General features: G+C 67.0%; 23 protein-coding genes and 2 tRNA genes. 16 read left to right on the top strand and 9 right to left on the bottom strand.

Features of this window, described 5'->3' with window-relative positions:
- Positions 1–51: 51 nt before the first annotated feature.
- The gene (locus tag ACTWJ5_RS04800; RefSeq protein ID WP_249917845.1) at positions 52–873 is read right to left on the bottom strand and encodes a M48 family metallopeptidase; all 822 of its coding nucleotides are present in this window, start codon (positions 871–873) and stop codon (positions 52–54) included.
- A gap of 192 nt (positions 874–1,065) precedes the next feature.
- Here ACTWJ5_RS04800 and ACTWJ5_RS04795 point away from each other — a divergent pair, with 192 nt between their 5' ends.
- Positions 1,066–3,207 carry a methyl-accepting chemotaxis protein gene (locus ACTWJ5_RS04795; RefSeq protein WP_074977384.1) on the top strand — a complete coding sequence of 714 codons (2,142 nt, stop codon included), beginning with the start codon at positions 1,066–1,068 and terminating at the stop codon, positions 3,205–3,207.
- Positions 3,208–3,499: 292 nt separating this feature from the next.
- Here ACTWJ5_RS04795 and hemH read toward each other — a convergent pair whose 3' ends face one another.
- Both hemH and ACTWJ5_RS04785 read right to left on the bottom strand, forming a co-directional pair.
- Positions 3,500–4,525 (bottom strand): ferrochelatase, encoded by a 1,026-nt coding sequence (hemH, locus tag ACTWJ5_RS04790; RefSeq protein WP_444437579.1) that lies wholly within the window; start codon positions 4,523–4,525, stop codon positions 3,500–3,502.
- A gap of 9 nt (positions 4,526–4,534) precedes the next feature.
- Positions 4,535–5,458 carry a TIGR01777 family oxidoreductase gene (locus ACTWJ5_RS04785; RefSeq protein ID WP_444437578.1) on the bottom strand — a complete coding sequence of 308 codons (924 nt, stop codon included), beginning with the start codon at positions 5,456–5,458 and terminating at the stop codon, positions 4,535–4,537.
- Positions 5,459–5,725: 267 nt separating this feature from the next.
- Between ACTWJ5_RS04785 and ACTWJ5_RS04780 the strand changes: the two genes are divergently transcribed.
- The 4 genes from ACTWJ5_RS04780 (at position 5,726) to phrB (ending at position 10,150) form a co-directional block, all read left to right on the top strand.
- Positions 5,726–6,709, top strand: a complete 984-nt coding sequence (locus ACTWJ5_RS04780) for an NAD(P)/FAD-dependent oxidoreductase (protein WP_009617460.1) — start codon at positions 5,726–5,728, stop codon at positions 6,707–6,709.
- Between the two features lie 117 nt (positions 6,710–6,826).
- Positions 6,827–7,786: a YbgA family protein gene (locus ACTWJ5_RS04775; RefSeq protein WP_444437576.1), complete on the top strand. Its 960-nt coding sequence runs from the start codon at positions 6,827–6,829 to the stop codon at positions 7,784–7,786.
- Entirely contained in the window at positions 7,776–8,726 is a 951-nt protein-coding gene (locus ACTWJ5_RS04770; protein ID WP_444437574.1) for a MerR family transcriptional regulator, read from the top strand. Before ACTWJ5_RS04775 ends, ACTWJ5_RS04770 begins: the two co-directional genes overlap by 11 nt.
- A complete protein-coding gene (gene phrB / locus ACTWJ5_RS04765) occupies positions 8,723–10,150 on the top strand; it encodes a deoxyribodipyrimidine photo-lyase (protein WP_444437572.1) in 1,428 nt (475 codons plus the stop codon). The genes ACTWJ5_RS04770 and phrB overlap by 4 nt, the downstream gene beginning before the upstream one ends.
- A gap of 423 nt (positions 10,151–10,573) precedes the next feature.
- On the opposite strand, the gene ACTWJ5_RS04760 is transcribed toward phrB, so the two are convergent.
- From ACTWJ5_RS04760 to hemA, 6 genes are all read right to left on the bottom strand, one after another.
- Positions 10,574–11,098, bottom strand: coding sequence for an acyloxyacyl hydrolase (locus ACTWJ5_RS04760; protein ID WP_074977370.1), 525 nt, complete (start codon positions 11,096–11,098; stop codon positions 10,574–10,576).
- Positions 11,099–11,224: 126 nt separating this feature from the next.
- Positions 11,225–12,019, bottom strand: coding sequence for a glutamate racemase (gene murI / locus ACTWJ5_RS04755; RefSeq protein ID WP_058071534.1), 795 nt, complete (start codon positions 12,017–12,019; stop codon positions 11,225–11,227).
- A complete protein-coding gene (locus ACTWJ5_RS04750) occupies positions 12,012–12,767 on the bottom strand; it encodes a molybdopterin-synthase adenylyltransferase MoeB (protein WP_253408901.1) in 756 nt (251 codons plus the stop codon). The genes murI and ACTWJ5_RS04750 overlap by 8 nt, the downstream gene beginning before the upstream one ends.
- On the bottom strand, positions 12,761–13,591 hold the full coding sequence (gene prmC / locus ACTWJ5_RS04745; protein WP_074977367.1) for a peptide chain release factor N(5)-glutamine methyltransferase: 831 nt from the start codon (positions 13,589–13,591) through the stop codon (positions 12,761–12,763). The genes ACTWJ5_RS04750 and prmC overlap by 7 nt, the downstream gene beginning before the upstream one ends.
- A gap of 6 nt (positions 13,592–13,597) precedes the next feature.
- Positions 13,598–14,680: a peptide chain release factor 1 gene (gene prfA / locus ACTWJ5_RS04740; protein ID WP_253408899.1), complete on the bottom strand. Its 1,083-nt coding sequence runs from the start codon at positions 14,678–14,680 to the stop codon at positions 13,598–13,600.
- Positions 14,677–15,945, bottom strand: coding sequence for a glutamyl-tRNA reductase (gene hemA, locus ACTWJ5_RS04735; RefSeq protein ID WP_074977363.1), 1,269 nt, complete (start codon positions 15,943–15,945; stop codon positions 14,677–14,679). The genes prfA and hemA overlap by 4 nt, the downstream gene beginning before the upstream one ends.
- A gap of 189 nt (positions 15,946–16,134) precedes the next feature.
- On the opposite strand from hemA, the gene ACTWJ5_RS04730 reads away from it, so the two are divergent.
- From ACTWJ5_RS04730 to ACTWJ5_RS04680, 11 genes are all read left to right on the top strand, one after another.
- Positions 16,135–17,856, top strand: a complete 1,722-nt coding sequence (locus tag ACTWJ5_RS04730; RefSeq protein WP_074977361.1) for a tetratricopeptide repeat protein — start codon at positions 16,135–16,137, stop codon at positions 17,854–17,856.
- A gap of 8 nt (positions 17,857–17,864) precedes the next feature.
- Positions 17,865–18,488: a lipoprotein insertase outer membrane protein LolB gene (lolB, locus tag ACTWJ5_RS04725; protein WP_444437568.1), complete on the top strand. Its 624-nt coding sequence runs from the start codon at positions 17,865–17,867 to the stop codon at positions 18,486–18,488.
- Position 18,489: 1 nt separating this feature from the next.
- A complete protein-coding gene (gene ispE / locus ACTWJ5_RS04720; protein WP_253408892.1) occupies positions 18,490–19,338 on the top strand; it encodes a 4-(cytidine 5'-diphospho)-2-C-methyl-D-erythritol kinase in 849 nt (282 codons plus the stop codon).
- A gap of 32 nt (positions 19,339–19,370) precedes the next feature.
- A tRNA-Gln gene (locus ACTWJ5_RS04715) sits at positions 19,371–19,445 on the top strand.
- 58 nt (positions 19,446–19,503) lie between these two features.
- Positions 19,504–19,578, top strand: a tRNA-Gln gene (locus ACTWJ5_RS04710).
- 84 nt (positions 19,579–19,662) lie between these two features.
- Positions 19,663–20,604 carry a ribose-phosphate pyrophosphokinase gene (locus ACTWJ5_RS04705; protein ID WP_024128138.1) on the top strand — a complete coding sequence of 314 codons (942 nt, stop codon included), beginning with the start codon at positions 19,663–19,665 and terminating at the stop codon, positions 20,602–20,604.
- A 106-nt stretch (positions 20,605–20,710) separates the two neighbouring features.
- On the top strand, positions 20,711–21,322 hold the full coding sequence (locus ACTWJ5_RS04700) for a 50S ribosomal protein L25/general stress protein Ctc (protein ID WP_116422722.1): 612 nt from the start codon (positions 20,711–20,713) through the stop codon (positions 21,320–21,322).
- 40 nt (positions 21,323–21,362) lie between these two features.
- Entirely contained in the window at positions 21,363–21,947 is a 585-nt protein-coding gene (gene pth, locus ACTWJ5_RS04695; protein ID WP_009617433.1) for an aminoacyl-tRNA hydrolase, read from the top strand.
- Positions 21,948–21,971: 24 nt separating this feature from the next.
- Entirely contained in the window at positions 21,972–23,072 is a 1,101-nt protein-coding gene (ychF, locus tag ACTWJ5_RS04690; RefSeq protein WP_074977355.1) for a redox-regulated ATPase YchF, read from the top strand.
- Between the two features lie 194 nt (positions 23,073–23,266).
- Entirely contained in the window at positions 23,267–24,478 is a 1,212-nt protein-coding gene (locus ACTWJ5_RS04685; RefSeq protein WP_444437564.1) for a tyrosine-type recombinase/integrase, read from the top strand.
- A 260-nt stretch (positions 24,479–24,738) separates the two neighbouring features.
- Positions 24,739–25,839, top strand: a complete 1,101-nt coding sequence (locus ACTWJ5_RS04680; RefSeq protein WP_444437562.1) for a Fic family protein — start codon at positions 24,739–24,741, stop codon at positions 25,837–25,839.
- The last annotated feature ends 1 nt before the right edge of the window (position 25,840 follow it).

Here is a 25,840-nt window from a genome sequence, read left to right as displayed (position 1 = left end):
CCGCGTCGGCGGCCGGCTGCAACGGATCGACGGCGTCGATCCCCCCGCTCGTCAATTGCGGCCCTTGGCCTGCTCGTACAGCGGCATCACCTTGGGAATGGCGGCCTGCAGGTTGGCCATGCGCGTGCTGTCCGCCGGGTGGGTGCTGAGGATTTCCGGCGGCGCGTCGCCACCGGCCTGGCCCATCTTCTGCCACAGCGTCAGCGCGGCCTGGGGGTTGTAGCCGGCGCGGGCGGCCAGCTCCAGGCCGATGAGGTCGGCCTCGGTCTCGTTCTGCCGGCTGTTGGGCAGGGTCAGGCTGTACTGCACCACCTGGTCGGCCAGCTGCTTGCTGGTCTCGCCCAGGCCCAGCAGCGCGCCGCCGAGGTTCTCGCCCATCTGCACGGCGTAGGCGCGGGACATCTGCTCGCGGCCGTGCTCGCGCAGGGCGTGGGCGATCTCGTGGCCCATCACCGCGGCGATCTCGTCGTCGCTGAGCTTCAGCTGATCGATCAGGCCGCTGTAGAAGATGATCTTGCCGCCGGGGCCGCAGTTGGCGTTGAGCTCGTCGCTCTTGATCACGTTGACCTGCCAGTCCCAGCCCGGGGCGTCCTGGCGGAACGAGCCGGTCTGCGGGATCAGCCGCGCGGCCACGGCCTTGACGCGCTTGGCGTCGCTGCTGTCGTTGTCCAGCTTGCCCGCCGACGTCGCGTCAGTGAGGGTCTTCTGGTACGACTGCGAGTACATCTGGTCGACCTGCTGGCTCGACAGCATGCTGAACATGTACTGCTTGCGCTCGACGCCGACGGCACCGCCGCTGGTGGTGTTGACCTGCTGGCACCCGGCCAGGAGCAGGGCGGCGGCCAGGCCGGTGAAGCGGAATAGGCTGGGCATGATGCTCTCCTGAAGCAATGCAATCTCCCTTGGACAGCGCGCAATGGTAGGCCGCCCCCCGATGGCCGGCAACCGCTCCGCAAAGGAGACGACACAAGGGCGTTACAACCCATTACAGGCATTTCCTAAGGAAACTCTGAAGTCCTGCCGATACAGCGGAACAGGCTGTCCCTGGTACGCGAGTATTTCGTCATGAAGTTCAAGTCGATCCAGTTTTCCGTGGTGGCGCTGGCCGGGGCCAGTGTCCTGGCTGTGGTGGCGGCGTTGGTACTCTATGCCCTGTTCGCCGGCGGGCGCACCCAGACGCTGGTACAGGAGCGCACCCAGGCGCTGCTGGAGAAGGTCATCAACGAACGCCTGGTAGCCCTGGCGCGTGCCCAGGCCAGCCAGATCCAGCGCGAGCTGGAATACCCGCTGACGGTGGTCAAGGGCCTGGCCCAGGCCAACATGCTGATGGATGGCAAGGATGCCGAAGGCAAACCGCTGCTGGGCATCAGCCGCGGCGAGATGTCCAACCTGCTGCGCCAGACCGTGCAGCAGAACCCCAAGCTGCTGGACGCCTTCGCCGGCTGGGAGCCCGGCGCCTTCGCCGGCCCCGACAGCCTCTACGCCGGGCAGACCGGCGCCGGCTACGACGCCAGCGGGCGCTTCATGCCCTGGTGGTACCGCAAGGCCGACGGCAGCCTCACCGTGGAAGCCATGGGCGACACCCTGGAAAGCCAGAAGGTGCTGCCCACCGGCGTGCGCGAGGGCGAGTACTACCTGTGCCCGAAGGAACGCCACAAGCCCTGCGTGATCGACCCCGCGCCCTATGAAATGGGCGGCAGGATGGTGCTGATGTCGTCCTTCAACGCGCCCATCCTGGTCGACGGCCAGTTCCGCGGCGCGGTGGGCGCCGACCTGTCCCTGGACTTCATCCAGGACCTGCTCAAGGCCGCCGACGCCACCCTCTACGACGGCGCCGGCGAGCTGGCGCTGATCTCCGCCAACGGCCGCCTGGTGGCCTACACCAAGGACGCCGGCAAGCTCGGCGAACCGGCCGACAAGGTGCTGGACGCGAGCCAGGCCGCCAGCCTCGGCAAGCTGCAGGGCGACGAGCCGCTGTACCAGCAGGACGAAGCCCGCGACACCATCGCCGTATTCCTGCCCTTCGCCATCGGCGACACCGGCACGCACTGGACGCTGATGCTGGAGATCCCGCGCCAGGCGGTGTTCGGCGAACTCAAGCAACTGCAGGGCGCGCTCAAGGCGCAGAGCGATTCCGACACCCTGGGCATGACCCTGGTCGGCCTGCTCATCGCCGCCGGCGGCCTGCTGGTGATCTGGCTGGTGGGCCACGGCATCGCCCGGCCGCTGCGCCAGCTGGTCGGCATGCTCGACGACATCGCCCAGGGCGAAGGCGACCTCACCCGCCGCCTGTCCAGCGAGCGCGCCGACGAACTGGGCTCCATCGCCCGCGGCTTCAACACCTTCCTCGGCAAGCTGCAGGGCATGATCGGCCAGGTGGTGACCTCGGTGCAGCACGTCAGCGACTCCTCCGAACACACCGCGGACATCGCCATCCGCACCAACCAGGGCGTGCAGAAGCAACTGGCGGAGATCGAACTGGTGGCCACCGCCGTCCACGAGATGACCGCCACTGCCCAGGACGTGGCGCGCAACGCCACCCACGCGGCGGAAGCGGCCAGCCACGCCGACCAGGCCGCGCACCAGGGCAAGCAGATCGTCGAGAGCAGCTCGACGGCGATCCAGGCCCTGGCCACCGAGATCGGCCGCGCGGTCGGCGTGGTGCAGTCGCTGGCCCGCGACAGCGAGAACATCAACGCCATCCTGGTGGCCATCCGCGGCATCGCCGAGCAGACCAACCTGCTGGCGCTCAACGCCGCCATCGAGGCGGCGCGGGCCGGCGAGCAGGGCCGCGGCTTCGCCGTGGTGGCCGACGAAGTGCGCAACCTGGCGCAGAAGACGCAGCAGGCCACCGAGGAAATCCAGAGCATGATCCAGCAGCTGCAGAACGGCACCCGCGAAGTGGTGCAGGTGATGCAGCAGAGCCAGGAGAAGACCGACGACAGCGTGCGCCACGCCCACGAAGCGGCCCAGGCGCTGGAGTCGATCACCCAGGCGGTGTCGGTGATCAACGACATGAACACCCAGATCGCCAGCGCCGCCGAGGAACAGAGCGCGGTGGCCGAGGACATCAACCGCAACGTCGCCAACATCGGCCTGGTCGCCAACCAGGTGGCCGGCGGCGCCGACGAAGCCTCCCAGGCCAGCGCCGAGCTGACGCGGCTAGCGGAGCAGCAGCGGCGGTTGGTGAATCAGTTCAAGGTGTAGGGCCTGGCTGCCGCCCTGAACCCGCTCCTACGGTTGCCCCACCACGCCATTCCCATGTAGGAGCGCGCCCTGCGCGCGAATCGCAGGCAGGGCCTGCTCCTACAGTCAGCCTGGAGGCACCGTATTCCCCTGTAGGAGCGAGCTTGCTCGCGAACAGATTCCGCAGCGGGGCTGGTTCGCGAGCAAGCTCGCTCCTACGAGAAGCCTTGCCCGCCCGTATGGTAGGAGCGGACTCCGTCCGCGATTGGACCCGCAGGTTACGTCGGCTTGCCCGGCGGCACGAAAACGGCCGTCAGAGCGGCTCCGGCAGCCGCTCGCACAGCCGCGCCAGCGCCAGCGCCCAGGCCTGCTGGTCGTTCAGGCAGGGAATCAGCACCAGCTCCTCGCCGCCGGCGGCGATGAACTGCTCGCGGCCGCGCTGGCCGATCTCCTCCAGGGTCTCGATGCAGTCGGCGACGAAAGCCGGGCACATCACCAGCAAACGCTTCACCCCCTGCTTCGCCAGGACGTCCAACTGCGCGTCGGTATAGGGGCCGATCCACTTGGCGCGGCCCAGGCGCGACTGGAACGACACCGACCAGCGGCCCTTCTCCAGGGCGGCGTTCTCGGCGAACAGCTCCGCGGTGCGCAGGCACTGGCTGCGGTAGCACAGCGCCAGGACCTCCGGGCGCACGTGGCGGCTGTCGGCGGCGTCGAGGTCGTGGTTGCGGTCGCCCACCAGCTTGCGGATGTGTCGCTCGGGCAGACCGTGGAAGCTCAGCAGCAGGTGGTCGTAGGGCTGCTCCAGGTAGGGCTGCACGCTGGTCAGCAGGGCCTGCTGGTATTCCGGCTCGGCGTAGAACGGCGGCAGCACCATCAAGTGCATGCCGTGCAGGCCGAGCTGGCGGATCAGCCGGCGGGCCTCCTCGATGACGGTGGTGGTGGTGCTGTCGGCGAACTGCGGGTACAGCGGCGCCAGGGTCACCTGGCGCACACCCTGCTCGTAGAGGTCCAGCAGGGCGTTCTCGATGGACGGCTGGCCGTAGCGCATGGCCAGCGCCACCGGGCCGTGCGGCCAGTACTTGCGCATGACCTGCTGCAGGCGGCGGCTGATCACCACCAGCGGCGAACCCTGGTCCCACCAGATGGAGGCATAGGCGTGCGCCGACTCCTCCGGGCGCTTGCGCAGGATCAGCGACACCAGCAGGCGCCGCGCCGGCCAGGGCAGGTCGACGACGTACGGGTCCATGAGGAACTGGTCCAGGTAACGGCGCACATCGGCCACCTCCGTCGAGGCCGGCGAGCCCAGGTTGACCAGCAGCAGGGCGTTGAGGGTCATGCAGCATCCTTAGTGACGGTGGGCGGCCACCGGACGATGCGCGAGGACATCGGCGAGGGCGGCCGGCAGATCGTTGTAGCGGAACACGAAGCCGGCTTCCAGCAGGCGCCGGGGCTCCACGCGCTGGCCGCCGAGCAACAGCAGCGACAGCTCGCCGAGCAGGGTGCGCAGGGCGAAGGCCGGCACGCCCAGCAGGGTCGGGCGGTGCAGCGCCTGGCCCAGGGCCCGGGTGAAGTCGCGGTTGCGCACCGGCTGCGGCGCGCACGCATTATACGGACCGCTGGCGTCGCTTAGCTGCAAGAGAAAATCGATCAGGCCGATCATGTCCTCGATGTGCACCCAGGACATCCATTGCCGGCCGTTGCCCAACTGGCCGCCCAGGCCGAAGCGGAAGGCCGGCAACAGGCGCGCGAGGAAGCCGCCCTCCGGCGCCAGCACCAGCCCGGTGCGCAGGCGCACCACGCGGATGCCCAGGCCCTCGGCCTGCATGGCGATCTGTTCCCAGGCCAGGCACAGCTCGCTGGCGAAATCCTCGCCGGCCGCCGCGCTGCTCTCGTCCAGCGGGCGCTCGCCGGCGTCGCCGTACCAGCCGACCGCCGAGCCGCTGATCAGCACCGAGGGCCGCTGGCTGCGGCCCTCCAGCCACTCCACCAGACGCTCGGTGAGGCGCACCCGGCTGTCCCACAGCAGCGCCTTGCGCCGCGCCGTCCAGGGCCGCTCGGCGATGGGCTCGCCGGCCAGGTTGAGCACCGCGTCGATGTGCTCCTCGCCCACCGCCTCGAAGCTGGAAACGCCCCGCACTTCACTGCCGCAAAGCTCGGCGACACGCTCCGGACGGCGGCTCAGCACCGTCAGCCGATGACCGGCGGCGCTCCAGTGGCGGCACAGGCGGCGGCCGATCAGGCCGGTACCGCCGGTAATGAAGATGTGCATCTGAACCTCCTTGCGCTGAACTCCCACACCTACCATCAGTCTGGACGAGGGAACGGCGCTTGCATTACTGCTCCCGTCCGAGTGTGGCGAACGTCTACGCTGTAAATGCCGGAACCGATACGCGACGCCCCCGAAGGAATGGCCGCGAAGCGTGGACGAAATTCCGCTCGACCGTTCGAACGGCGACCGAACAACTATACAAATAAAACCGATTGTACAAGGTTGTTCGACTCGCTAACCTGAACACAACAACCTACGAGGCATGTCATGAGCGCCCCCATTGCCATCATTGGCACCGGAATCGCCGGACTCTCAGCCGCCCACGCCCTGCTCGACGCGGGACAGGAAGTCCAGCTCTTCGACAAGGGCCACGGCAGCGGCGGCCGCATGGCGAGCAAGCGCAGCGATGCTGGCGCGCTCGACCTCGGCGCCCAGTACTTCACCGCCCGCGACCGCCGCTTCCTCGACGCCATCCAGCACTGGCGCGACGCCGGCTGGGTCGCCGAGTGGGACCCGGCCCTGTACCAGTACCGCGACGGCATGCTCAGCCCATCGCCGGACGAGCAGCCGCGCTGGGTCGGCACCCCGCGCATGAGCGCCATCACCCGCGCGCTGCTGCAGGGGCTGCAGGTCACCTTCTCCTGCCGCATCACCGAAGTCTTCCGCGGCCAACAGCACTGGCACCTGCAGGACTCCGAAGGCTGCAACCACGGCCCGTTCAGCCACGTCCTGGTCGCCACCCCGGCGCCGCAGGCCGCGGCGCTGCTGGCCGGCGCGCCCAAGCTGGCGGCGGCGGCGGCGAGCATCGCCATGGAGCCGACCTGGGCCGTGGCCCTGGGCTTCGCCGAACCCCTGCAGACACCGGTGCAAGGCTGCTTCGTCCAGGAAGGCCCGCTGACCTGGATGGCCAGCAACCGCTGCAAGCCCGGCCGCGACGAACACATGGACACCTGGGTGCTGCACGCCAGCAGCAGCTGGAGCCGGCAGAACATCGACAAGCCCAAGGAAACCGTCATCGAGCACCTGCTGGGCACCTTCGCCGAGATGATCGGCTGCGCGGTGCCCGAACCGGTGTTCGCCCTGGCCCACCGCTGGCTCTATGCCCGGCCGCTAGAAGCGCACCAGCTGGGCGCGCTGGCCGATGCCGACCTTGGCATCTACGCCTGCGGCGACTGGTGCCTCTCCGGCCGTGTCGAAGGCGCCTGGCTGAGCGGCCTGGAAGCGGCGCGCCGGCTGCTGCAACACCTCTGAGCCCCACGGCACCCGCCTGGGCGCCGCACCCTGTACAAGTAATTTGCGGCTGTACAACGTTCGGCCTATGCTGAAAAATAGTTGTACACGCGAAGCCTACTTGTACAGGGTCCGACCATGTCCACCTCCCCTTCCCGGCCCAAGCTCGGCATCAGCGCCTGCCTGCTCGGCGCGAACGTCCGTTACAACGGCGGGCACAAGGCTTCGCGCCTGTGCCTGGAGGACCTCGCCCGGCACTTCGATTTCGTCCCGCTGTGCCCGGAAGTCGCCATCGGCCTGGGCGTGCCGCGCCCCACCCTGCGGCTGGTCGGCGACGCCACGCAGCCACGCGCCGTGGACAGCCGCGATGCGACCCTGGACCACAGTGCGGCATTGCGTCGCCATGGCGCTGAACAGGCCGGCCAGCTGGACGAACTGGGTGGCTTCATCTTCATGCAGAAGTCGCCCTCCTGCGGCCTGCACCGCGTCAAGCTCTACGCGGAGGATGGCCAGCCGCCCATGGCCGGCGCCCGCGGCCTGTTCGCCGAAGCCTTCTGCGCCGCCCGCCCCGAGCTGCCGGTGGAAGAGGAAGGCCGCCTGCACGATCCCCGCCTGCGCGAGAACTTCGTCACCCGCGTCTACGCCCACCTCGATTGGCTCGCCCTGTGCCGCGCCGGGCTGACACACAAGGCGATCCTCGACTTCCACTCACGCCACAAGTACCAGCTGCTCGCCCACAATCCGCGCCAGTACGCCGAGCTGGGCCGCCTGCTGGCGGACATCGGCCGCTACCCGGCAGCACAGTTCGGCCCGCGTTACTACCGGGCCTTCAGCCAGGCGCTGGGCCACTGCGCCAGTAGAGGCAACCACAGCAACGTGCTGCAGCACCTGGCCGGCTACCTCAAGCGCGCCCTGGCGGCGGACGACCGCGCCGAACTGCAGTTGCTGATCGAGCAATACCGCCACGGCGAGGTACCGCTGGTGGTGCCCCTGGCGCTGCTCAAGCACCACTTCCGCCGCCACCCGCACCCGTACATCGCCCGCCAGGCGTACCTGCAACCCCACCCCGAGGCCCTGGGTCTACGCAATGCCATCTGAACGAAGCAACACCCTTCCCGACGATTATCGCCAGGCGCTGGCCGCCGGCTGGTTGCCGATCAGCGAAGTGGCGCGGCGCACCGGGGTGAACCCGGTGACGCTGCGCGCCTGGGAACGCCGCTATGGGCTGGTGGTCCCCCAGCGCACCGCCAAGGGCCACCGCCTGTACTCCGCCGAGCAGTTGGAGCGGATCCGCCGCGTGCTCACCTGGCTGGAGCGCGGCGTGGCGGTGGGCAAGGTGCGCGACCTGCTCGACGAACCGCCACGGACGGCAGCCGATACCCACTCGCCCTGGGACGACCTGCGCCAGCAGGCGTTGAGCGCCATCGCCCGGCTCGACGAGCAACGCCTGGACGAGCTGTTCAACGGCGCGCTGTCGATCTACCCGGCGCAGACACTGTGCGAGCACCTGATGCTGCCATTGCAGCGCGACCTCCAGCTACGCTGGCAGGGCCAGTTCGGCAGCGGCCTGGAGCGCCTGCTCTACCACTCCTGGCTGCGCAGCAAGCTGGGCGGCCGCCTGTATCACTACAACCGCCAGCACCAGGGCCGCCCCTTGCTGCTGGTGAACCAGTCGGAACACCCGCGGGAAACCGGCCACTGGCTGTGCGCCTGGCTGGCCAGTTCCGCCGGCTGCCCGGTGCAGGTGTTCGACGGCCCGCTGTCCTGCGCCGAGATCGCCCTGGTCGAGCAGCGCCTGAACCCACGCGCCCTGCTCCTCTATTCCGACCAGAGCCTGAGCCCGACGCAACTGTCGCGCCTGCTCGCCGGCTGCATCTGCCCCACCCTGCTGGTGGGCGCCAGCGTGGACATCCATGCCCAGGAGCTGGCCGACCTGCAACGTGAAAGCCACCCGGGCCTGCACCTGGCGCAGGACCCGCTGCAAGCGCGCGCCACCCTGCACGCCCTGGGCCTGCTCAACGGCGGGGGTGGCGAATGAAGCGCCAGCTGTTCTGGCTGCGCAGCGACCTGCGCGTGCGCGACAACACTGCCCTGGCCGCCGCCGCGCAGGCCGGCCCGGTCGTCGCCTGCTACCTGCTCAGCCCCGGTCAGTGGCGCGCCCATGACGATTCGCCGAACAAGGTCGACTTCTGGCTGCGCAACCTGCACGCGTTGCAGCGCGACCTGGCGCGGCTGAACATCCCGCTGCTGCTGCGCGAGGCGGACACTTGGAGCCAGGCGCCGGAAGTGCTGCTGCAGCTGTGCCGCAGCCTGGGCATCGCCGCGGTACGGGTGAACGAGGAGTACGGCATCCACGAAAGCCGCCGCGACGAGGCGGTGAAACTGCGCCTGGCCGAAGCCGGCGTGGTTTTCCACAGCCACCTGGACCAGTTGCTGTTCGCCCCCGGCAGCCTGCTCACCCGCGGCGGCAGCTACTTCCAGGTCTTCAGCCAGTTCCGCAAGCTCTGCTACCAGCGCCTGGCCACCGCGCTGCCCGCCCGCCTGCCGACGCCGCCAGCGCAGGCGCCGCTGGGGGTGAGCAGCGACCCCGTGCCCCGGAAACTTCCCGGCTTCATGCCCAGCGCAGCCCTGGCGCGGGAGCTCTGGCCCGCCGGGGAAAAGGCCGCCGACGAACGCCTGGCCGGCTTTGCCGAGGATGGCCTGACGCACTACCACGAGCGACGCGACCGCCCGGACCTCGACGGCACCAGCCAACTCTCCGCCTACCTGGCCGCCGGCGTGCTCTCGCCGCGCCAGTGCCTGCACGCGGCGCTGGCGAACAACCGGGGCGAATTCGAGAGCGGCGGCCCGGGCCCCGTAGCCTGGATCAACGAGCTGCTCTGGCGCGAGTTCTACAAGCACATCCTGGTCGGCTTCCCGCAGGTCAGCCGCGGCCGCGCCTTCCGCGCGCAAACAGAGGCCCTGCCCTGGCGCCGTTCGCCGGCGGAACTGGAAGCCTGGCAGCAGGGCCGCACCGGTTTCCCGATCATCGACGCGGCGATGCGCCAGTTGCTGGCCACCGGCTGGATGCACAACCGCCTGCGCATGCTCACCGCCATGTTCCTCAGCAAGAACCTGCTGATCGACTGGCGCGAAGGCGAGCGCTGGTTCATGCGCCACCTGGTGGACGGCGATCTGGCGGCGAACAACGGCGGCTGGCAATGGAGCGCCTCCACCGGCACCGACGCCGCGCCCTACTTCCGCCTGTTCAACCCGCTGGCGCAATCGCGCCGCTTCGATCCCCACGGGCGTTTCCTGCGCCAGTGGCTGCCGGAGCTGGCCGGCCTGGACAACGAAAGCCTGCACGAGCCATCGCGCCTGGGGCTGTTCGGCGCGCCCGGCTACCCGGCGCCGATGCTCGACCTGGCGGCGAGCCGCGAACGGGTGCTGGAGGCCTTCCGCAACCTGCCGGGGGCTGCCTAGTCCGCCTACGTTGCAGGCGAACATGGCTTCTCGTAGGAGCGAGCTTGCTCGCGAACAGACTCCGCTGCGGGGCTCATTCGCGAGCAAGCTCGCTCCTACGAAGAGCACCCCGGATGCGGTGCTACCCGATGACCTGTAGGAGCGGGCCCTGCCCGCGATTTCGCGCGCAGGGCGCGCTCCTACATGGAATGGTGTGGGTGGGGCGGCGTAGGAGCAGATCTCATCCGCGAATCGCGCCGGGGTGTGACATGGTCCGGAAGAAACACCCCGTAGGATGGGTTGAGCTTGCGATACCCATCGCCATGACCGCATGGGTTTCGCAAGCTCAACCCATCCTACGAAAAGCCCTTCGGCGTATTCGGCAAGCTCATACGGGCATAAAAAAACCGGCCACCAGGACCGGTTTTTTCGCACAGCTAGAACTTACAGCGGATGACTGTAGAACAGGCTGTAGGACTCGATGCCGTCGTTGGGCATCGAGAGCCCGGCATTCGAGTAGTGGATGGCGCGGATGCCCACCGACTGGCCGCCGGCGAACTTCAGGCCGAAGCCCAGGCGGTCTTCGAAGGCGAAGGCGCTGCCCAGGTCATGGTCGCCGACCTCGGAGCCGCTGAAGCCGGCGATGCCGATGCCCGCCTCGATGAAGGGCTTCACGCTGTCGCCGTTGAACTGGTAGACGAACACCGGCGCGACGGACAGCGAATAACGGGCGCCCGCGCGGTCGCCGGCCCCCCAGTAGGTGACGCCGGTGTCCCAGTAGCCGGTCAGGTGGCCGGTACTGCTTTCCCACCAGGTCTTGTCCCAGTCGAAACTCGCGCCCAGGCGCAGGGTCATGTCGCCCTGGCCGGTGGCACCTGCCGCGGCGGTCAGATTCGCGGCCTGCGCTGCGCCGGCTGCGCCCACCATCATGATTGCGGCCAAGGCGGCCAGCGAGAGTAGCTTCTTCATCGAAAGATCCTTATGGATAAGCTGAATGAAAAATCCCCGCGAATAGCTAATGATTATAAGGCGATTTGCCAGATATGGCCTGCGAAATGTCAGCGCATTGTTACGTATGCGCGGAAACTTCCTTGCTCAATCGGCAAAAAAACTGACCGATTCATCAAGGCCCCACAGCACCGGCAACACCCTCTCGAACATCTCGACTGCCCCGCTGGTGAAGAAGTGCGTTTTTTTTGCCGGCCCCCGCGCCTCCAGGCCACGGCTGGCCAGCGACGCCTGCAGGTGACGGGCCACTGCGGCGCCGGTGTCGATCAGCGATACGCCGGGCGGCAGCATCCGGCCCAGCAGCGGGCGCAGGAAGGGGTAATGGGTGCAGCCGAGGATCAGGGTGTCGCAGCCTTCGGCCAGCAGCGGCTCGACGAAGCCCTGGAGCAGCTCGCGGGTCTGCGGCCCGTCCAGGTCGCCGGCCTCGATGCGCTCGACCAGCCCCGGGCAGGGCTGGGTGATCACCCGCACGTCGCTGGCGAAGCGGTCGAGCAGCGCGGCGAAGCGTGCGCTCTTCAAGGTGCCGGTGGTGGCCAGCACGCCGACCACGCCGCTGCGGGTTGCAGCGGCGGCCGGTTTCACCGCCGGCTCCATGGCCAGGATCGGCAGCTGTGGATAACGCTCACGCAGGTCGGAGGCCGCCGCCGCGGTGGCGGTGTTGCAGGCCAGCACCAGGGCCTTGCAGTCGCGGGCGATGAGGAATTCGGCGATGCGCCGGCAGCGCTCGCGGATGTATTCCGGGGTTTTCTCGCCGTAGGGCACGTGGCCGCAGTCGGCCAGGTACACCAGCGATTCGTCCGGCAGGCGCGCGCGGATCTCGCGCAGCACCGAAAGGCCGCCGACGCCGGAGTCGAAGACCCCTATCGGCCGCTCGTCAGCCATGCCGTGAACCGCAGACCGCGCACTGCGGGTCGCGCTTGACGCGCAGCTCGCGGAAGCGCGTGCCCAGGGCATCCACCAGCAGCAGGCGGCCCACCAGCGGCTCGCCGAAGCCGGCCAGCAGCTTCAGCGCCTCCAGCGCCTGCAGGCTGCCGACCAGGCCCACCAGCGGCCCGGCCACGCCGGCTTCGCTGCAGGTCAGCTCGGCTTCGCTGCCGTGGCCGTAGAGGCAGTGGTAGCAGGGGCTGTCGTCGCGGCGCGGGTCGAATACCGAGAGCTGGCCTTCCAAGCGGATGGCCGCGCCGCTGACCAGCGGCTTGCCGGCGGCGACGCAGGCAGCGTTGACCGCCTCACGGGTGGAGAAGTTGTCGCAGCAATCCAGCACCAGGTCGACCTGGGCCAGCACCGCGGCCAGGGAATCCTCGTCCAGCGCCTGGCGGTGCGGCACCAGCTTCACCTGCGGGTTGATGGCGGCCAGGCGGGCCATGGCCGAGTCCACCTTGCTGCGCCCGACCTGGGTGCTGTCGTGCAGCACCTGGCGCTGCAGGTTGGTCACGTCGACGCTGTCGAAGTCGGCCAGGTGCAGCTCGCCGACGCCGGCCGCGGCCAGGTACAGCGCCACCGGCGAGCCCAGCCCGCCGAGGCCGACGATCAGCACGCGGGCCTGTTTCAGGCGCAGCTGGCCGTCGATGTCGATCTGCGGCAGGAGGATCTGCCGGCTGTACCGCAGCAGTTCTTCGTCGTTCAACATGGCAGGCGCCCCAGGCTGATGCGTTCGTGGCCACCGAGGTCGCGGCGGCTCTCCACTTCGCTGAAACCGTTGCCCAGCAGCAGGTCGCGCACCGCCGCGGCCTGGTCGTAGCCGTGCTCCAGCAGCAGCCAGCCACCCGGTTCGAGGAAGCGCGGGGCCTGGGCGACGATCAGGCGGATGTCGTCGAGGCCGTCGTGGCCGGCCACCAGCGCGCTCTTCGGTTCGAAGCGCACGTCGCCCTGCTGCAGATGCGGGTCGCTGCCGGGGATGTACGGCGGGTTGCCGACGATCAGGGCGAAGCGCTCGCCCTCCAGGGCGGAGAACCAGTGGCTCTGGCGGAAGCCGACGTTGGCCAGGCGCAGGCGCTCGCGGTTGCGTTCGGCCAGGGCCACGGCCTCGGGAATGCGGTCGACGCCGCTGACCTGCCAGCTCAGGCGCTCGCAGGCCAGGGCCAGGGCGATGGCGCCGGTACCGGTGCCCAGGTCGAGCACCCGCGCCGGGCTGGCCGGCACCAGCTGCAGGGCGGTTTCCACCAGCAGCTCGGTGTCCGGGCGCGGGATCAAGGTGTGCGGCGCCACTTCCAGGTCCAGGCTCCAGAAGCCCTGGCGGCCGAGGATGTAGGCCACTGGCTCGCCGGCACGGCGGCGCGCCAGCCAGCCTTCGAAGCGTTCACGCACCTCGCGGTCGACCACCCGCTCCGGCCAGGTGCGCAGGAAACTGCGCGGCTTGCCCAGGGCAGCGGCCAGCAGCAGCTCGGCGTCCAGGCGCGCGCTGGGCGAATCCGGCAGTTGCGCTTCGGCGAGCAGAGTCATGATGGTGGCCATGGCGCCTCAATCCCCCAGGGCGGCCAACTGGTCGGCCTGGTATTCCTGCAGCAGCGGTTCGATCACCTGCTCCACTTCGCCCTCCATCACCTCGCCCAGGGAGTACAGGGTAAGGTTGATGCGGTGGTCGGTGACCCGCCCCTGGGGGAAATTGTAGGTGCGGATGCGCTCGGAGCGGTCGCCCGAGCCCACCAGCAGCTTGCGGGTGCTGGCGATGGCCTGCTGCGCCGCGGCCTGCTGCTGGTCGTTGAGCTTGGCCGCGAGCCAGGCCATGGCCTTGGCGCGGTTCTTGTGCTGCGAACGCTCTTCCTGGCATTCGACCACGATGCCCGAGGGGATGTGGGTGATGCGCACGGCCGAGTCGGTCTTGTTCACGTGCTGGCCGCCGGCGCCGGAGGAGCGGTAGGTGTCCACCCGCAGGTCGGCCGGATTGATCTCGATGGCCGCCTGCTCGTCGGGCTCCGGCAGCACCGCCACGGTGCAGGCGGAGGTGTGGATGCGCCCCTGGGATTCGGTGGCCGGCACGCGCTGCACGCGGTGCGCGCCGGATTCGAACTTGAGCTTGGCGTAGACGTTGTCGCCCTCGACGCGGGCGATCACCTCTTTATAGCCGCCGTGTTCGCCCTCGTTCTCCGAGAGGACTTCGACGCGCCAGCCCTGGCGCTCGGCATAGCGCGAATACATGCGGAACAGGTCGCCGGAGAAGATCGCCGCCTCGTCGCCGCCGGTGCCGGCGCGGATTTCCAGGAACACGTTGCGCCCGTCGTTCGGGTCCTTGGGCAGCAGCATGCGCTGCAGGCGATCTTCCAGCTCGACCAGGAAGTCCTTGGCGCTGGCGACCTCTTCCTCGGCCATCTCGCGCAGGTCCGGGTCGCTGTCCTTGAGCAGCGCCTGGGCGCCCTCCAGGTCGGCCTGGGTCTTGCGGAAGTCGCGGAACGCCAGGATCACCGGTTCGACTTCGGCGAACTCGCGGGAATAGGCGCGGAACTTGGTCTGGTCGCTGATCACCTCGGCGTCGCCGAGCAGAGCGGTGAGCTCCTCGTAGCGGTCGCTGAGGGTGTCCAGCTTGGTCAACAGGGAGGCTTTCATCGCTTCTCAGGGCCCTCGTCGAGGGCAAACAGTTCCTGGGCCAGGGCCAGCGCATCGATGCGGCCCTCGGCGGAGAGTTTCTTCATCTGCACGCTGGGCGCGTGCAGCAGCTTGTTGGTCAGACCGCGGGCCAGCTGGGCGAGGATGTCGGTCGGGTCGCCACCGTTGGCCAGCAGGCGCTGGGCCTTCTGCAGCTCCTCGTCGCGCAGGCGCTCGGCCTGCTGGCGGTAGGCGCGCAGCACGTCCACCGCAGCCAGCTCGCGCAGGCGCTGCATGAATTCGTGGACGCCGTCGCCGACCAGTTCCTCGGCGGCCTGGGCGGCGCCCTGGCGACTCTTGAGGTTTTCCGCGACCACTTCGTGGAGGTCGTCGACGCTATAGAGGTAGACGTCGTCCAGCTCGCCGACTTCCGGCTCGATGTCGCGCGGCACGGCGATGTCGACCATGAACATCGGCTTGTGCCGGCGCTGCTTGAGCGCCCGCTCCACCGCGCCCTTGCCGAGGATCGGCAACTGGCTGGCGGTGGAACTGATGACGATGTCGCTGTGCGCCAGGTGCTCGGGCATGTCCGCCAGCAGGATCGCCTCGGCGCCCAGCTCCTGGGCCAGCAGGCTGGCGCGTTCGAGGGTGCGGTTGGCCACCACGATGCGCTTCACGCCCTGCTCGTGCAGGTGGCGGGCGACCAGGGTGATGGTCTCGCCGGCGCCGATCAGCAGCGCCTGGCTGCGGTGCAGGTCGCTGAAGATCTGCCGCGCCAGGCTGACCGCGGCGAAGGCCACCGACACCGGGTTCTCGCCGATGGCGGTGTCGGTGCGCACGGTCTTGGCGGTGCTGAAGGTGGCCTGGAACAGGCGGCCGAGCATCGGGCCTATGGTGCCGGCCTCGCGGGCCACGGCGTAGGCGGACTTCATCTGGCCGAGGATCTGCGGCTCGCCGAGCACCATGGAGTCCAGGCCGGCGGCCACGCGCATCATGTGGCGCACCGCGTCCTCGTCCTGGTGCACGTAGGCGCAGTTGCGCAGCTCGTCCAGGCTCAGGCGGTGGTAGTCGGCGAGCCAGGCCAGCACGTCCTCGGCTTCCGGATGCTCGATCTCCAGGTACAGCTCGCTGCGGTTGCAGGTGGAGAGGATCGCCGCCTCGCGGCTGGCGGTCAGCCGGCAGAGCAGCTGCAGGGCCTCGACCATCTGCCCGGGGGTGAACGCCACGCGCTCACGGACGGCCACGGAAGCTGTCTTGTGGTTGATGCCAAGGGCGATGAAGGCCATGCGGGATCGCTGAGGTAATTCGGGAAGCCCGCAATTGTCCTACGTCGACCGGTGGAGGACAACCACTGCAATACAAGCAGCCGATCTGTGCGTCTATGCTGGGTTTGGCAGTCCCCACCCCATGGGCTTGCCGAATGGCTTATGTCATGATGGGGCACAACCCGCCGTCCAGGTCCCTCTCTTTCGTCTATGAACAAATCCCTAGCGCTGCTGACCGCCCTGCTGCTGCTCGGTGGCTGCCAATCCATGCTGCACAAGGAACCGGCGCCGAAACCGGCCAAGGACAGTGCGGCCAGCGCGGAGAAGGGCCGCAAGTACGGCTCCTTCAGCGAGGACACCCTGTACTCCCTGCTGGTGGCGGAGATCGCCGGCCAGCGCAACCGCTTCGACATCGCCTTGGCCAACTACGTCGACCAGGCCAAGCAGACCCAGGACCCGGGCGTGGCCGAACGCGCCTTCCGCATCGCCGAGTACCTGGGCGCCGACCAGGAAGCCCTGGACACCTCGCTGATCTGGGCCAAGGCCGCCCCCGACGACCTCGACGCACAGCGCGCCGCCGCCCTGCAGCTGGCGCGCACCGGCCAGTACGACGAATCCATGGTGTACATGGAGAAGGTCCTAAACGGCCAGGGCGACACCCATTTCGACTTCCTCGCCCTGTCCGCCGCGGAAACCGACGCGGACACCCGCGCCGGCCTGCTGCAGAGCTTCGACCGCCTGCTGAAGAAGTACCCCGACAACGGCCAGTTGCTGTTCGGCAAGGCCCTGCTGCTGCAGCAGGACGGCCGCCCGCAGGAGGCCCTGAGCCTGCTGGAGAGCAAGCCGGCCAGCCGCCATGATGTGGCGCCGATGCTGCTGCGCGCGCGCCTGCTGCAGAGCATGAAGCGCAGCGACGAGGCCCTGCCGCTGCTCAAGGCCGGCATCAAGGAACACCCGGACGACAAGCGCGTACGCCTGGCCTACGCCCGCCTGCTGGTGGAGCAGAACCGCCTGGACGACGCCAAGGCCGAGTTCTCCGCCCTGGTGCAGCAGTTCCCCGACGACGACGACCTGCGCTTCTCCCTGGCCCTGGTGTGCCTGGAGGCCCAGGCCTGGAACGAAGCCAAGGTCTACCTGCAGGAACTGGTCGAGCGCGACAGCCACACCGACGCCGCGCACTTCAACCTCGGCCGCCTCGCCGAGGAGCAGAAGGACCCGGAAACCGCGCTCAAGGAATACGCCCAGGTCGGCCCGGGCAACGACTTCCTCCCGGCGCAGCTGCGCCAGAGCGAAATCCTCATGGACTCCGGGCGCAGCGCCGAAGCCTCGCGGCGCCTCGCCGAGGCCCGCGAGCGCCAGCCCGACTACGCCATCCAGCTGTACCTGATCGAGGCCGAGGGCCTGTCCAACCGCAACCAGACCGACCGCGCCTGGCAGGTCATCGAACAGGGCACCAAGCAGTTCCCTGACGACCTCAACCTGCTCTACACCCGCTCCATGCTGGCGGAGAAGCGCGACGACCTGGTGCAGATGGAGAAGGACCTGCGCCTGATCATCCAGCGCGAGCCGGACAACGCCATGGCGCTCAACGCCCTGGGCTACACCCTGGCCGACCGCACCACGCGCTACGACGAGGCCCGCGAACTGATCCAGAAGGCCCACCAGTTGAACCCCGACGACCCGGCCATCCTCGACAGCCTGGGCTGGGTCAACTACCGCCTGGGCAACCTCGACCAGGCCGAAACCTACCTGCGCCAGGCCCTGGAGAAGTTTCCCGACCACGAAGTGGCCGCCCACCTGGGTGAAGTGCTCTGGGCCCGCGGCAAGCAGCGCGAGGCCCGCGAAGTCTGGAGCACCGCCCTGCAGAACCAGCCCGACAGCCCGGTGCTGCGCGACACCCTGCTGCGCCTGACCGGGTCCAAGACCCCCTGAGATTTCCCATGCGTCTGATTCACGTCCTTGGCGCCGCCGCCCTGCTCCTGCTCAGCGGCTGCGCCGGCTTCACCACCCAGGAAGCCCTGCAAGGCCAGGGCAACGCCAACAGCTGGAAGACCCACAAGGAACGCGTCGCCGCCCTCGACGGCTGGCAGATCGACGGCAAGGTCGGCATCCGCGCCCCCCGGGACTCCGGCAGCGGCACCCTGTTCTGGCTGCAGCGCCAGGGCTATTACGACATCCGCCTGTCCGGCCCGCTGGGCCGCGGCGCGGCGCGCCTGACCGGGCGCGAAGGCGCGGTGACCCTCGAAGTCGCCGGGCAGGGCCGCTACCAGGCCGAGTCCCCTGAGACCCTGCTGGAACAGCAGATGGGCTGGCGCCTGCCGGTGTCCCACCTGCTCTGGTGGATCCGCGGCCTGCCGGCCCCGGACAGCAAGAGCCGCCTGACCCTCGACAGCGACAGCCGCCTGGCGCGCCTGGAGCAGGACGGCTGGGACGTGGAATACAGCAGCTACGCCCAGCAGGACGGCTACTGGTTGCCCGAGCGCCTGAAGCTGCACGGCGAGAACCTCGACGTCACCCTGGTGATCAAGAGCTGGCAACCGCGCCTGCTCGGCCAGGCCCGCTGACATGCGCGAACGCCTGACCCTGCCGGCCCCGGCCAAGCTCAACCTGTTCCTGCACATCCTCGGGCGCCGCGCCGACGGCTACCACGAGCTGCAGACGCTGTTCCAGTTCCTCGACCACGCCGACGAGCTGCACTTTGCCCCCCGCGAGGACGGGCAGATCCACCTGCACACCGAGATCCCCGGCGTGCCCCACGACAGCAACCTGATCGTCCGCGCCGCACGCCAGCTGCAGGAACAGTCCGGCTGCCGACTGGGCGCCGACATCTGGCTGGACAAGCACCTGCCCATGGGCGGCGGCATCGGCGGCGGCAGCTCGGATGCGGCCACCACCCTGGTCGGCCTCAACCACCTCTGGCAACTGGGCTGGGACGAAGACCGCCTGGCGGCCCTGGGCCTGGGCCTGGGCGCCGACGTGCCGGTGTTCGTGCGCGGCCGCGCGGCCTTCGCCGAAGGGGTCGGCGAGAAGCTCACGCCGGTCGAGCTGGAGGAGCCCTGGTTCCTCGTCGCCGTGCCGCAAGTCTTTGTCAGCACAGCAGAAGTTTTCTCCGATCCCGAGTTGACACGGGATACCGCGCCCATTAAAGTTCGCAGCCTTCTCGGGGTGGACGGTCGAAACGACTGTCAGACGGTCGTCGAGAAACGTTACCCAGCTGTACGTAACGCGCTGATGTTGTTGAACAAATTCACATCGGCCAGACTGACCGGAACCGGAGCTTGTGTGTTTGGGAGCTTCCCAAACCAGGGCGATGCTGATAAAGTTCGCCGCCAACTTCCGGCCACTCTGCCAAGCTTCGTCGCACGGGGTCGCAACATCTCCCTGTTGCATCGCAAGCTTCAAGAGCTGACCTGAGAAGGGATGCAGAGCATTCGGTTGTACGATACAGGGGCGTCGCCAAGCGGTAAGGCAGCAGGTTTTGATCCTGCCATGCGTTGGTTCGAATCCAGCCGCCCCTGCCATTAACCCCTCAGGGGTTTGCGTACGACGGTAACCGAAGCGCTGCACAGCAAAATTCATAGGGGCGTCGCCAAGCGGTAAGGCAGCAGGTTTTGATCCTGCCATGCGTTGGTTCGAATCCAGCCGCCCCTGCCATATACAAAAAAGCTGTTCAAAAGCCACGGCCTTTGAACAGCTTTTTGGTTCATCAGGCCCACCCTCAGCCGGCAGGTACTGCGCGTGTCCAAGATGATGGTCTTCACGGGGAACGCCAACCCCGACCTGGCACGCCGAGTCGTGCGTCAACTGCACATTCCCCTCGGTGATGTTTCCGTCGGCAAGTTCTCCGATGGCGAAATCAGTGTCGAAATCAACGAAAACGTCCGCGGCAAGGACGTCTTCCTGATCCAGCCGACCTGTGCTCCGACCAACGACAACCTGATGGAACTGGTGGTGATGGCCGATGCCTTCCGCCGCTCCTCGGCGACTCGTATCACCGCGGTCATCCCCTACTTCGGCTATGCCCGCCAGGATCGCCGTCCGCGTTCCGCCCGCGTGGCCATCAGCGCGAAGGTCGTCGCCGACATGCTGACCGTGGTGGGCGTCAACCGCGTCCTCACCGTCGACCTGCACGCCGACCAGATCCAGGGCTTCTTCGATATCCCCGTCGACAACATCTACGGCTCGCCCGTACTGGTCGACGACATCGAGGACCAGCGCTTCGAGAACCTGATGATCGTCTCCCCGGACATCGGTGGCGTGGTGCGCGCTCGCGCCGTCGCCAAGTCCCTGGGCGTCGACCTGGCCATCATCGACAAGCGTCGTCCGAAGGCCAACCAGTCCGAAGTCATGCACATCATCGGCGATGTCGAAGGCCGTACCTGCGTACTGGTCGACGACATGGTCGATACCGCCGGCACCCTCGGCCACGCCGCCAAGGCTCTGAAAGAGCACGGCGCCGCCAAGGTCATCGCCTACTGCACCCACCCGGTGCTGTCGGGCCGTGCCATCGAGAACATCGAGGGTTCCGTACTGGACGAGCTGGTGGTGACCAACACCATCCCGCTGTCCGCCGCTGCCCAGGCCTGTGGCCGCATCCGCCAGCTGGACATCGCGCCGGTCGTCGCCGAAGCCATGCGCCGGATCAGCAACGAAGAATCGATCAGCGCCATGTTCCGCTGAGGAACAGGGCCTGACGAAAGCGCCCCGCCACGGCGGGGCATTTGAAGAGTCGCCCGAACGCTGGTCGCAAGCGCTCGGGCGATCTTGTCATTGTGGAGAAAGTGTAATGGTTGACTTTATTCTGAATGCCCAAGCGCGTTCCGACCTGGGGAAAGGTGCGAGCCGCCGCCTGCGTCGTAATGCCGGTCTGGTTCCCGCGGTCATCTACGGTGGCGAGAAAGCCCCAGTTTCCGTGACCCTGGAACTGCGTGAAATCGCCAAACTGCTGGAAAACGAGGCTGCCTTCAGCCACGTCATCGCCCTGGACGTCGATGGCGCCAAGGAAACCGTGCTGATCAAGGCCCTGCAGCGCCATCCGGCCAAAGGCTTCGTCATGCACGCCGACTTCCTGCGCGTCGTTGCCGACCACAAGCTGACCGCTCACGTTCCGCTGCACTTCCTCAACGAGGAAACCGCAGTTGGCGTCAAGCAAGGCGGCGGTGAAGTTTCCCACGTCGTTTCCGAAGTCGAAGTTTCCTGCCTGCCGAAAGACCTGCCGGAATTCATCGAAGTCGACCTGGCGAAAGTCGAAGTCGGTCAGATCGTTCACCTGTCCGACCTCAAGCTGCCGAAAGGCGTGGAACTGGTTCAGCTGGCCCATGGCAACGACCTGGCCGTGGCCAACATCCACGCTTCCCGCGTAGTCAAGGAAGAAGGCGAGGAAGGCGCGGCCGAGTAATCGCTCGCTAGCCTCCCGCCTCAAGGAAAGGGCCCCCGTCGTGACCGCCGTGCAACTGATCGTTGGCCTGGGCAACCCAGGCCCGGAATACGAACAGACCCGGCATAACGCGGGGGCCCTTTTCGTCGAGCGCCTGGCCGACCGCGAACGCGTCAGCCTGAGCCCCGACAAGAAGTATTTCGGCTTGGTCGGCAAGTTCAGCCACCAGGGCCGCGACGTTCGTCTGCTCATCCCCACCACCTACATGAACCGCAGCGGCCAGGCCGTGGCGGCGCTCGCCGGGTTCTTCCGCATCCCGGTCGAAGCCATCCTGGTGGCCCACGACGAACTCGACATGCCCCCCGGCACCGCCAAGCTCAAGAAGGGCGGCGGCCATGGCGGGCACAACGGGCTGCGCGACATCATCGCCCAGCTCGGCAACCAGAACGGCTTCCATCGCCTGCGGCTTGGCATCGGCCATCCGGGGCACAGCAGCCTGGTCTCCGGCTTCGTCCTCGGCCGCGCCCCGCGCAGCGAGCAGGAGCTGCTGGACGCCAGCATCGATTCCGCCCTCGGCGTGCTGCCGGAAATGCTCGCAGGCGACTGGACCCGCGCGATGCAGAAGCTGCACAGCCCGAAGGCCTGACCCGTCTCGCCAGAGGTACACAGCATGGGCTTCAACTGCGGCATCGTCGGCTTGCCCAACGTCGGCAAATCCACCCTGTTCAACGCCCTGACCAAATCGGGTATCGCGGCAGAGAACTTCCCCTTCTGCACCATCGAGCCGAACAGCGGCATCGTGCCCATGCCCGACGCGCGCCTCGACGCCCTGGCGGCAATCGTCAAGCCCGAGCGGGTGCTCCCCACCACCATGGAATTCGTCGACATCGCCGGCCTGGTGGCGGGCGCCTCCAAGGGTGAAGGCCTGGGCAACAAGTTCCTCGCCAACATCCGCGAGACCGACGCCATCGCCCACGTGGTGCGCTGCTTCGAGGACGACAACGTCATCCACGTCAGCAACAGCGTCGACCCCAAGCGCGACATCGAGATCATCGACCTCGAACTGATCTTCGCCGACCTCGACAGCTGCGAGAAGCAACTGCAGAAGGTCGCCCGCAACGCCAAGGGCGGCGACAAGGAAGCCATCGCGCAGAAGGCCCTGCTGGAAAAGCTCATCGCCCACTTCACCGCCGGCAAGCCCGCGCGCAGCCTGGTCAAGGACATGGGTGACGAAGAGAAGCGCCTGGTGCGCGGCTTCCACCTGCTGACCAGCAAGCCGGTGATGTACATCGCCAACGTCGCCGAGGAAGGCTTCGAGAACAACCCGCACCTGGACGCCGTGCGCGCCATCGCCGAAGAAGAAGGCGCGGTCGTGGTGCCGGTGTGCAACAAGATCGAAGCGGAAATCGCCGAACTGGACGACGACGAGGAGAAGCAGATGTTCCTCGAGTCCATGGGCATGGAAGAGCCGGGCCTGAACCGCGTGATCCGCGCCGGCTACGAACTGCTCAACCTGCAGACCTACTTCACCGCCGGGGTGAAGGAAGTCCGCGCCTGGACCGTGCGCATCGGCGCCACCGCCCCGCAGGCCGCCGCGGTGATCCACACCGACTTCGAAAAAGGCTTCATCCGCGCCGAAGTCATCTCCTACGACGACTTCATCCAGTACAAGGGCGAAGCCGGCGCCAAGGAAGCCGGCAAATGGCGCCTGGAAGGCAAGGACTACATCGTCAAGGACGGCGACGTGATGCACTTCCGCTTCAACGTCTGACGATTTTTTCGGAACTCAGGAGCGTTCAGTAGCGCTTGGTGGATTGGGTAGGCCTTTTGAAATCAAGGGCTTGCAAAACAATACGGTCTGCTGAGCGTTCCTATTGTTCATCGAGGTCCAGAAAATTCGGGGGTAGCGTTGGGGGTACTCGTGTTCAACCGTGGGGGTATTTTTCCCCGCAGTGGAGTCCAACGATGCCCGAGAATCTACTCACCGACACCAAGATCAAGTCGGTCAAACCCACTGATCGAGACTGGAAACTTTCAGACGGCGGCGGCTTGTTCCTGCTGGTCAAGCCTACCGGCGGCAAGCTCTGGCGGTGGAAGTATCGCCTGCAAGGCAAGGAAAACCTCTTTGCCATCGGCAGCTTTCCGCAAGTAAGCCTTGCAGAGGCGCGTACTGCCCGAGAAAAAGCGCGCGCCCTGGTCAAGCAAGGTATCCACCCCGCCCATGAGCGGCAGCAGGTTAAGCAGCGCAATCTTGAGGCGCTAGCAGAACGCAAACGCGCCCGGGAAAGCTCGTTTGCCAAGGTGGCGCAAGCCTACCTGGCCGAGATCAAGCCTGTCTTCGCGCACAGCTCCTATCGCACGAAAGAGTCCCACATCAGGAAGTACCTGTCTCCCAAGTTCGACGGAATGCCGATGAGCGACATTGGCGTCAAGCAGATCCGCCCACTGCTAGAAGAGTGTAAGACTCATGGCGCGTGGGCTGCGATCCATGTCAAAGGCGATCTTTCGGCCATCTTCGAATTCGCGGTCGTGCGTGGCCTGGTTGAGGCCAACCTGATCCCGAGCCTGCGCGGGCTGCTACGCGTGCCTGCCAGCGAAAGCAAGGCGGCGATGACGCGCGAGCAGATCCAGAGGTTTTATCAGGCATTGCGCGGCTACAGGGGCTATCCGGAAACTGCCCTGTGCCTGCGGTTGATTGCGCTGACCGCTTGCCATCCCGGGGAGGCTGCCGATGCCGAATGGGAAGAGTTCGATTTTGAGGATGCCGTGTGGCGTCGACCTGCGGCCAAGATGAAGGCACGCCGTGACCACATCAGCCCGCTGTCCACGCAGGCCATTGCAGTGCTGAAGGACTTGCAGCGCATCACGAGTGGCGGACGCTACTTGTTCCCTCATCGGAGCGGCAAAGGCTTCAGCACGCCCAACCGGCTTACCTACGCCATGCGTGATATGAACCTGGGCCGGGGAACGACGCCCCATTGCTGGCGCACCACCTTTTCGACCTGGGCGAATGAAAACGGGTTCCGACCCGACGCCATCGAGCGGCAGCTTGCTCATGTGGAAAGCAACAAGGTTCGGGCGACCTACAACAAGGTGCTGCTGCTGGATCAGAGAAGGTCGCTACTACAGGCTTGGACGGGCTACCTGAGTGCGACAGAGCACAGCGGCACCGAATAATGCTGTTCGCCTTTGCAGAGGACTGGAGCCTATAAACGGGGCAATCCAATGATTAAAAAGGGTAATTTAGGCCGCTAATGCCCCTTTATAGACCGTGATTCACGTGGTCGCCCCCTGCCAGACAGGGTGACCTCCCTCTCCGCAAGGCCCATGGCAGTGAAAACAGGGTAACCAAACGACTTTAATGAGGCATTACAAAAGACAATACCCCATTTAACGACTATGATTGCCCCATTTAGACAGCCTGAGCTTACATTTCCATGCACTCGCTTACCCCCGAGTACCTCACCGCGCTTCGCTTCGATGGTACCCAGGCCGCCACACTGCGCGCATTGGGCGAGTATCAGGGCAAGCAACAGCTCTACGCCGCCCAGTCTCCGGAAGCCCTCAAGGGCCTGCGCCAGATCGCAGTGGTCGAATCCACCGAATCATCCAACCGATTGGAAGGTGTCGTCGTCGCGCCCTCGCGGCTGAAGTCCCTGGTCATCCGCAATGCAGCACCGAAGAGTCGCTCCGAACAGGAGATCGCCGGCTACCGCGATGCCCTGGCGTTGATCCACGAATCGGCCGCACATATGACATTCAACGAAGGCGTGGTGCTGCAATTGCACACCATGCTGTATCGCTACATGCCGCAGGCCGGCGGACGCTGGAAAGCCACCAACAACGACATCATCGAACGCCATCCGGACGGCACGTCACGACTGCGCTTCCAACCGGTCGCTGCGCATCTGACGCCGATGGCCATGGCCGATATGACCCGGCACTACGCCACCGCACTGGACCAACATCTGGCCGATCCGCTGGTGCTGGTACCCCTGGCGATGCTCGACTTCCTATGCATCCACCCCTTCCCCGACGGCAACGGTCGCATGTCGCGCTTGCTAACCCTGTTGCTGCTCTACCACTTCGACTACGCCGTGGGCCGCTACATCAGCCTGGAGCGCATCTTCGAGGAAACCAAGGAAGGCTATTACGAGACGCTGGAAGCCAGCTCACAGGGCTGGCATCAAGGGCAACACAACGTCAAACCCTGGCTCGACTACTTCTGGGGAGCTCTGTTACGGGCCTACCGCGAGTTCGAGGAACGTGTCGGTACCATCGAGCGTGGCCGCGGCAGCAAAGGCGACCGGGTGCGCACGGAAGTCCTGGGGCGCACCCTGCCGTTTTCCATCTCCGAGATTGAAGAAGCTTGCCCGGGCGTGAGTCGGGACATGGTACGACTGGTACTGCGGGCGATGAAATCAGAGGGTTTGATCGAGTCGACCGGCAAAGGGCGTGGGGCGAAATGGAAGCGCATCACGGCAGGCACCTCCGGTAGTACGGCGGTTCTGGCGACTAGCCGCAAGATGGATCAGTGAG

The sequence above is a fragment of the Pseudomonas sp. A6 genome (assembly GCF_052367875.1).
GTDB classification, from domain to species: domain Bacteria; phylum Pseudomonadota; class Gammaproteobacteria; order Pseudomonadales; family Pseudomonadaceae; genus Pseudomonas; species Pseudomonas citronellolis.
This window is presented reverse-complemented; position numbering and strand designations above follow the sequence as displayed.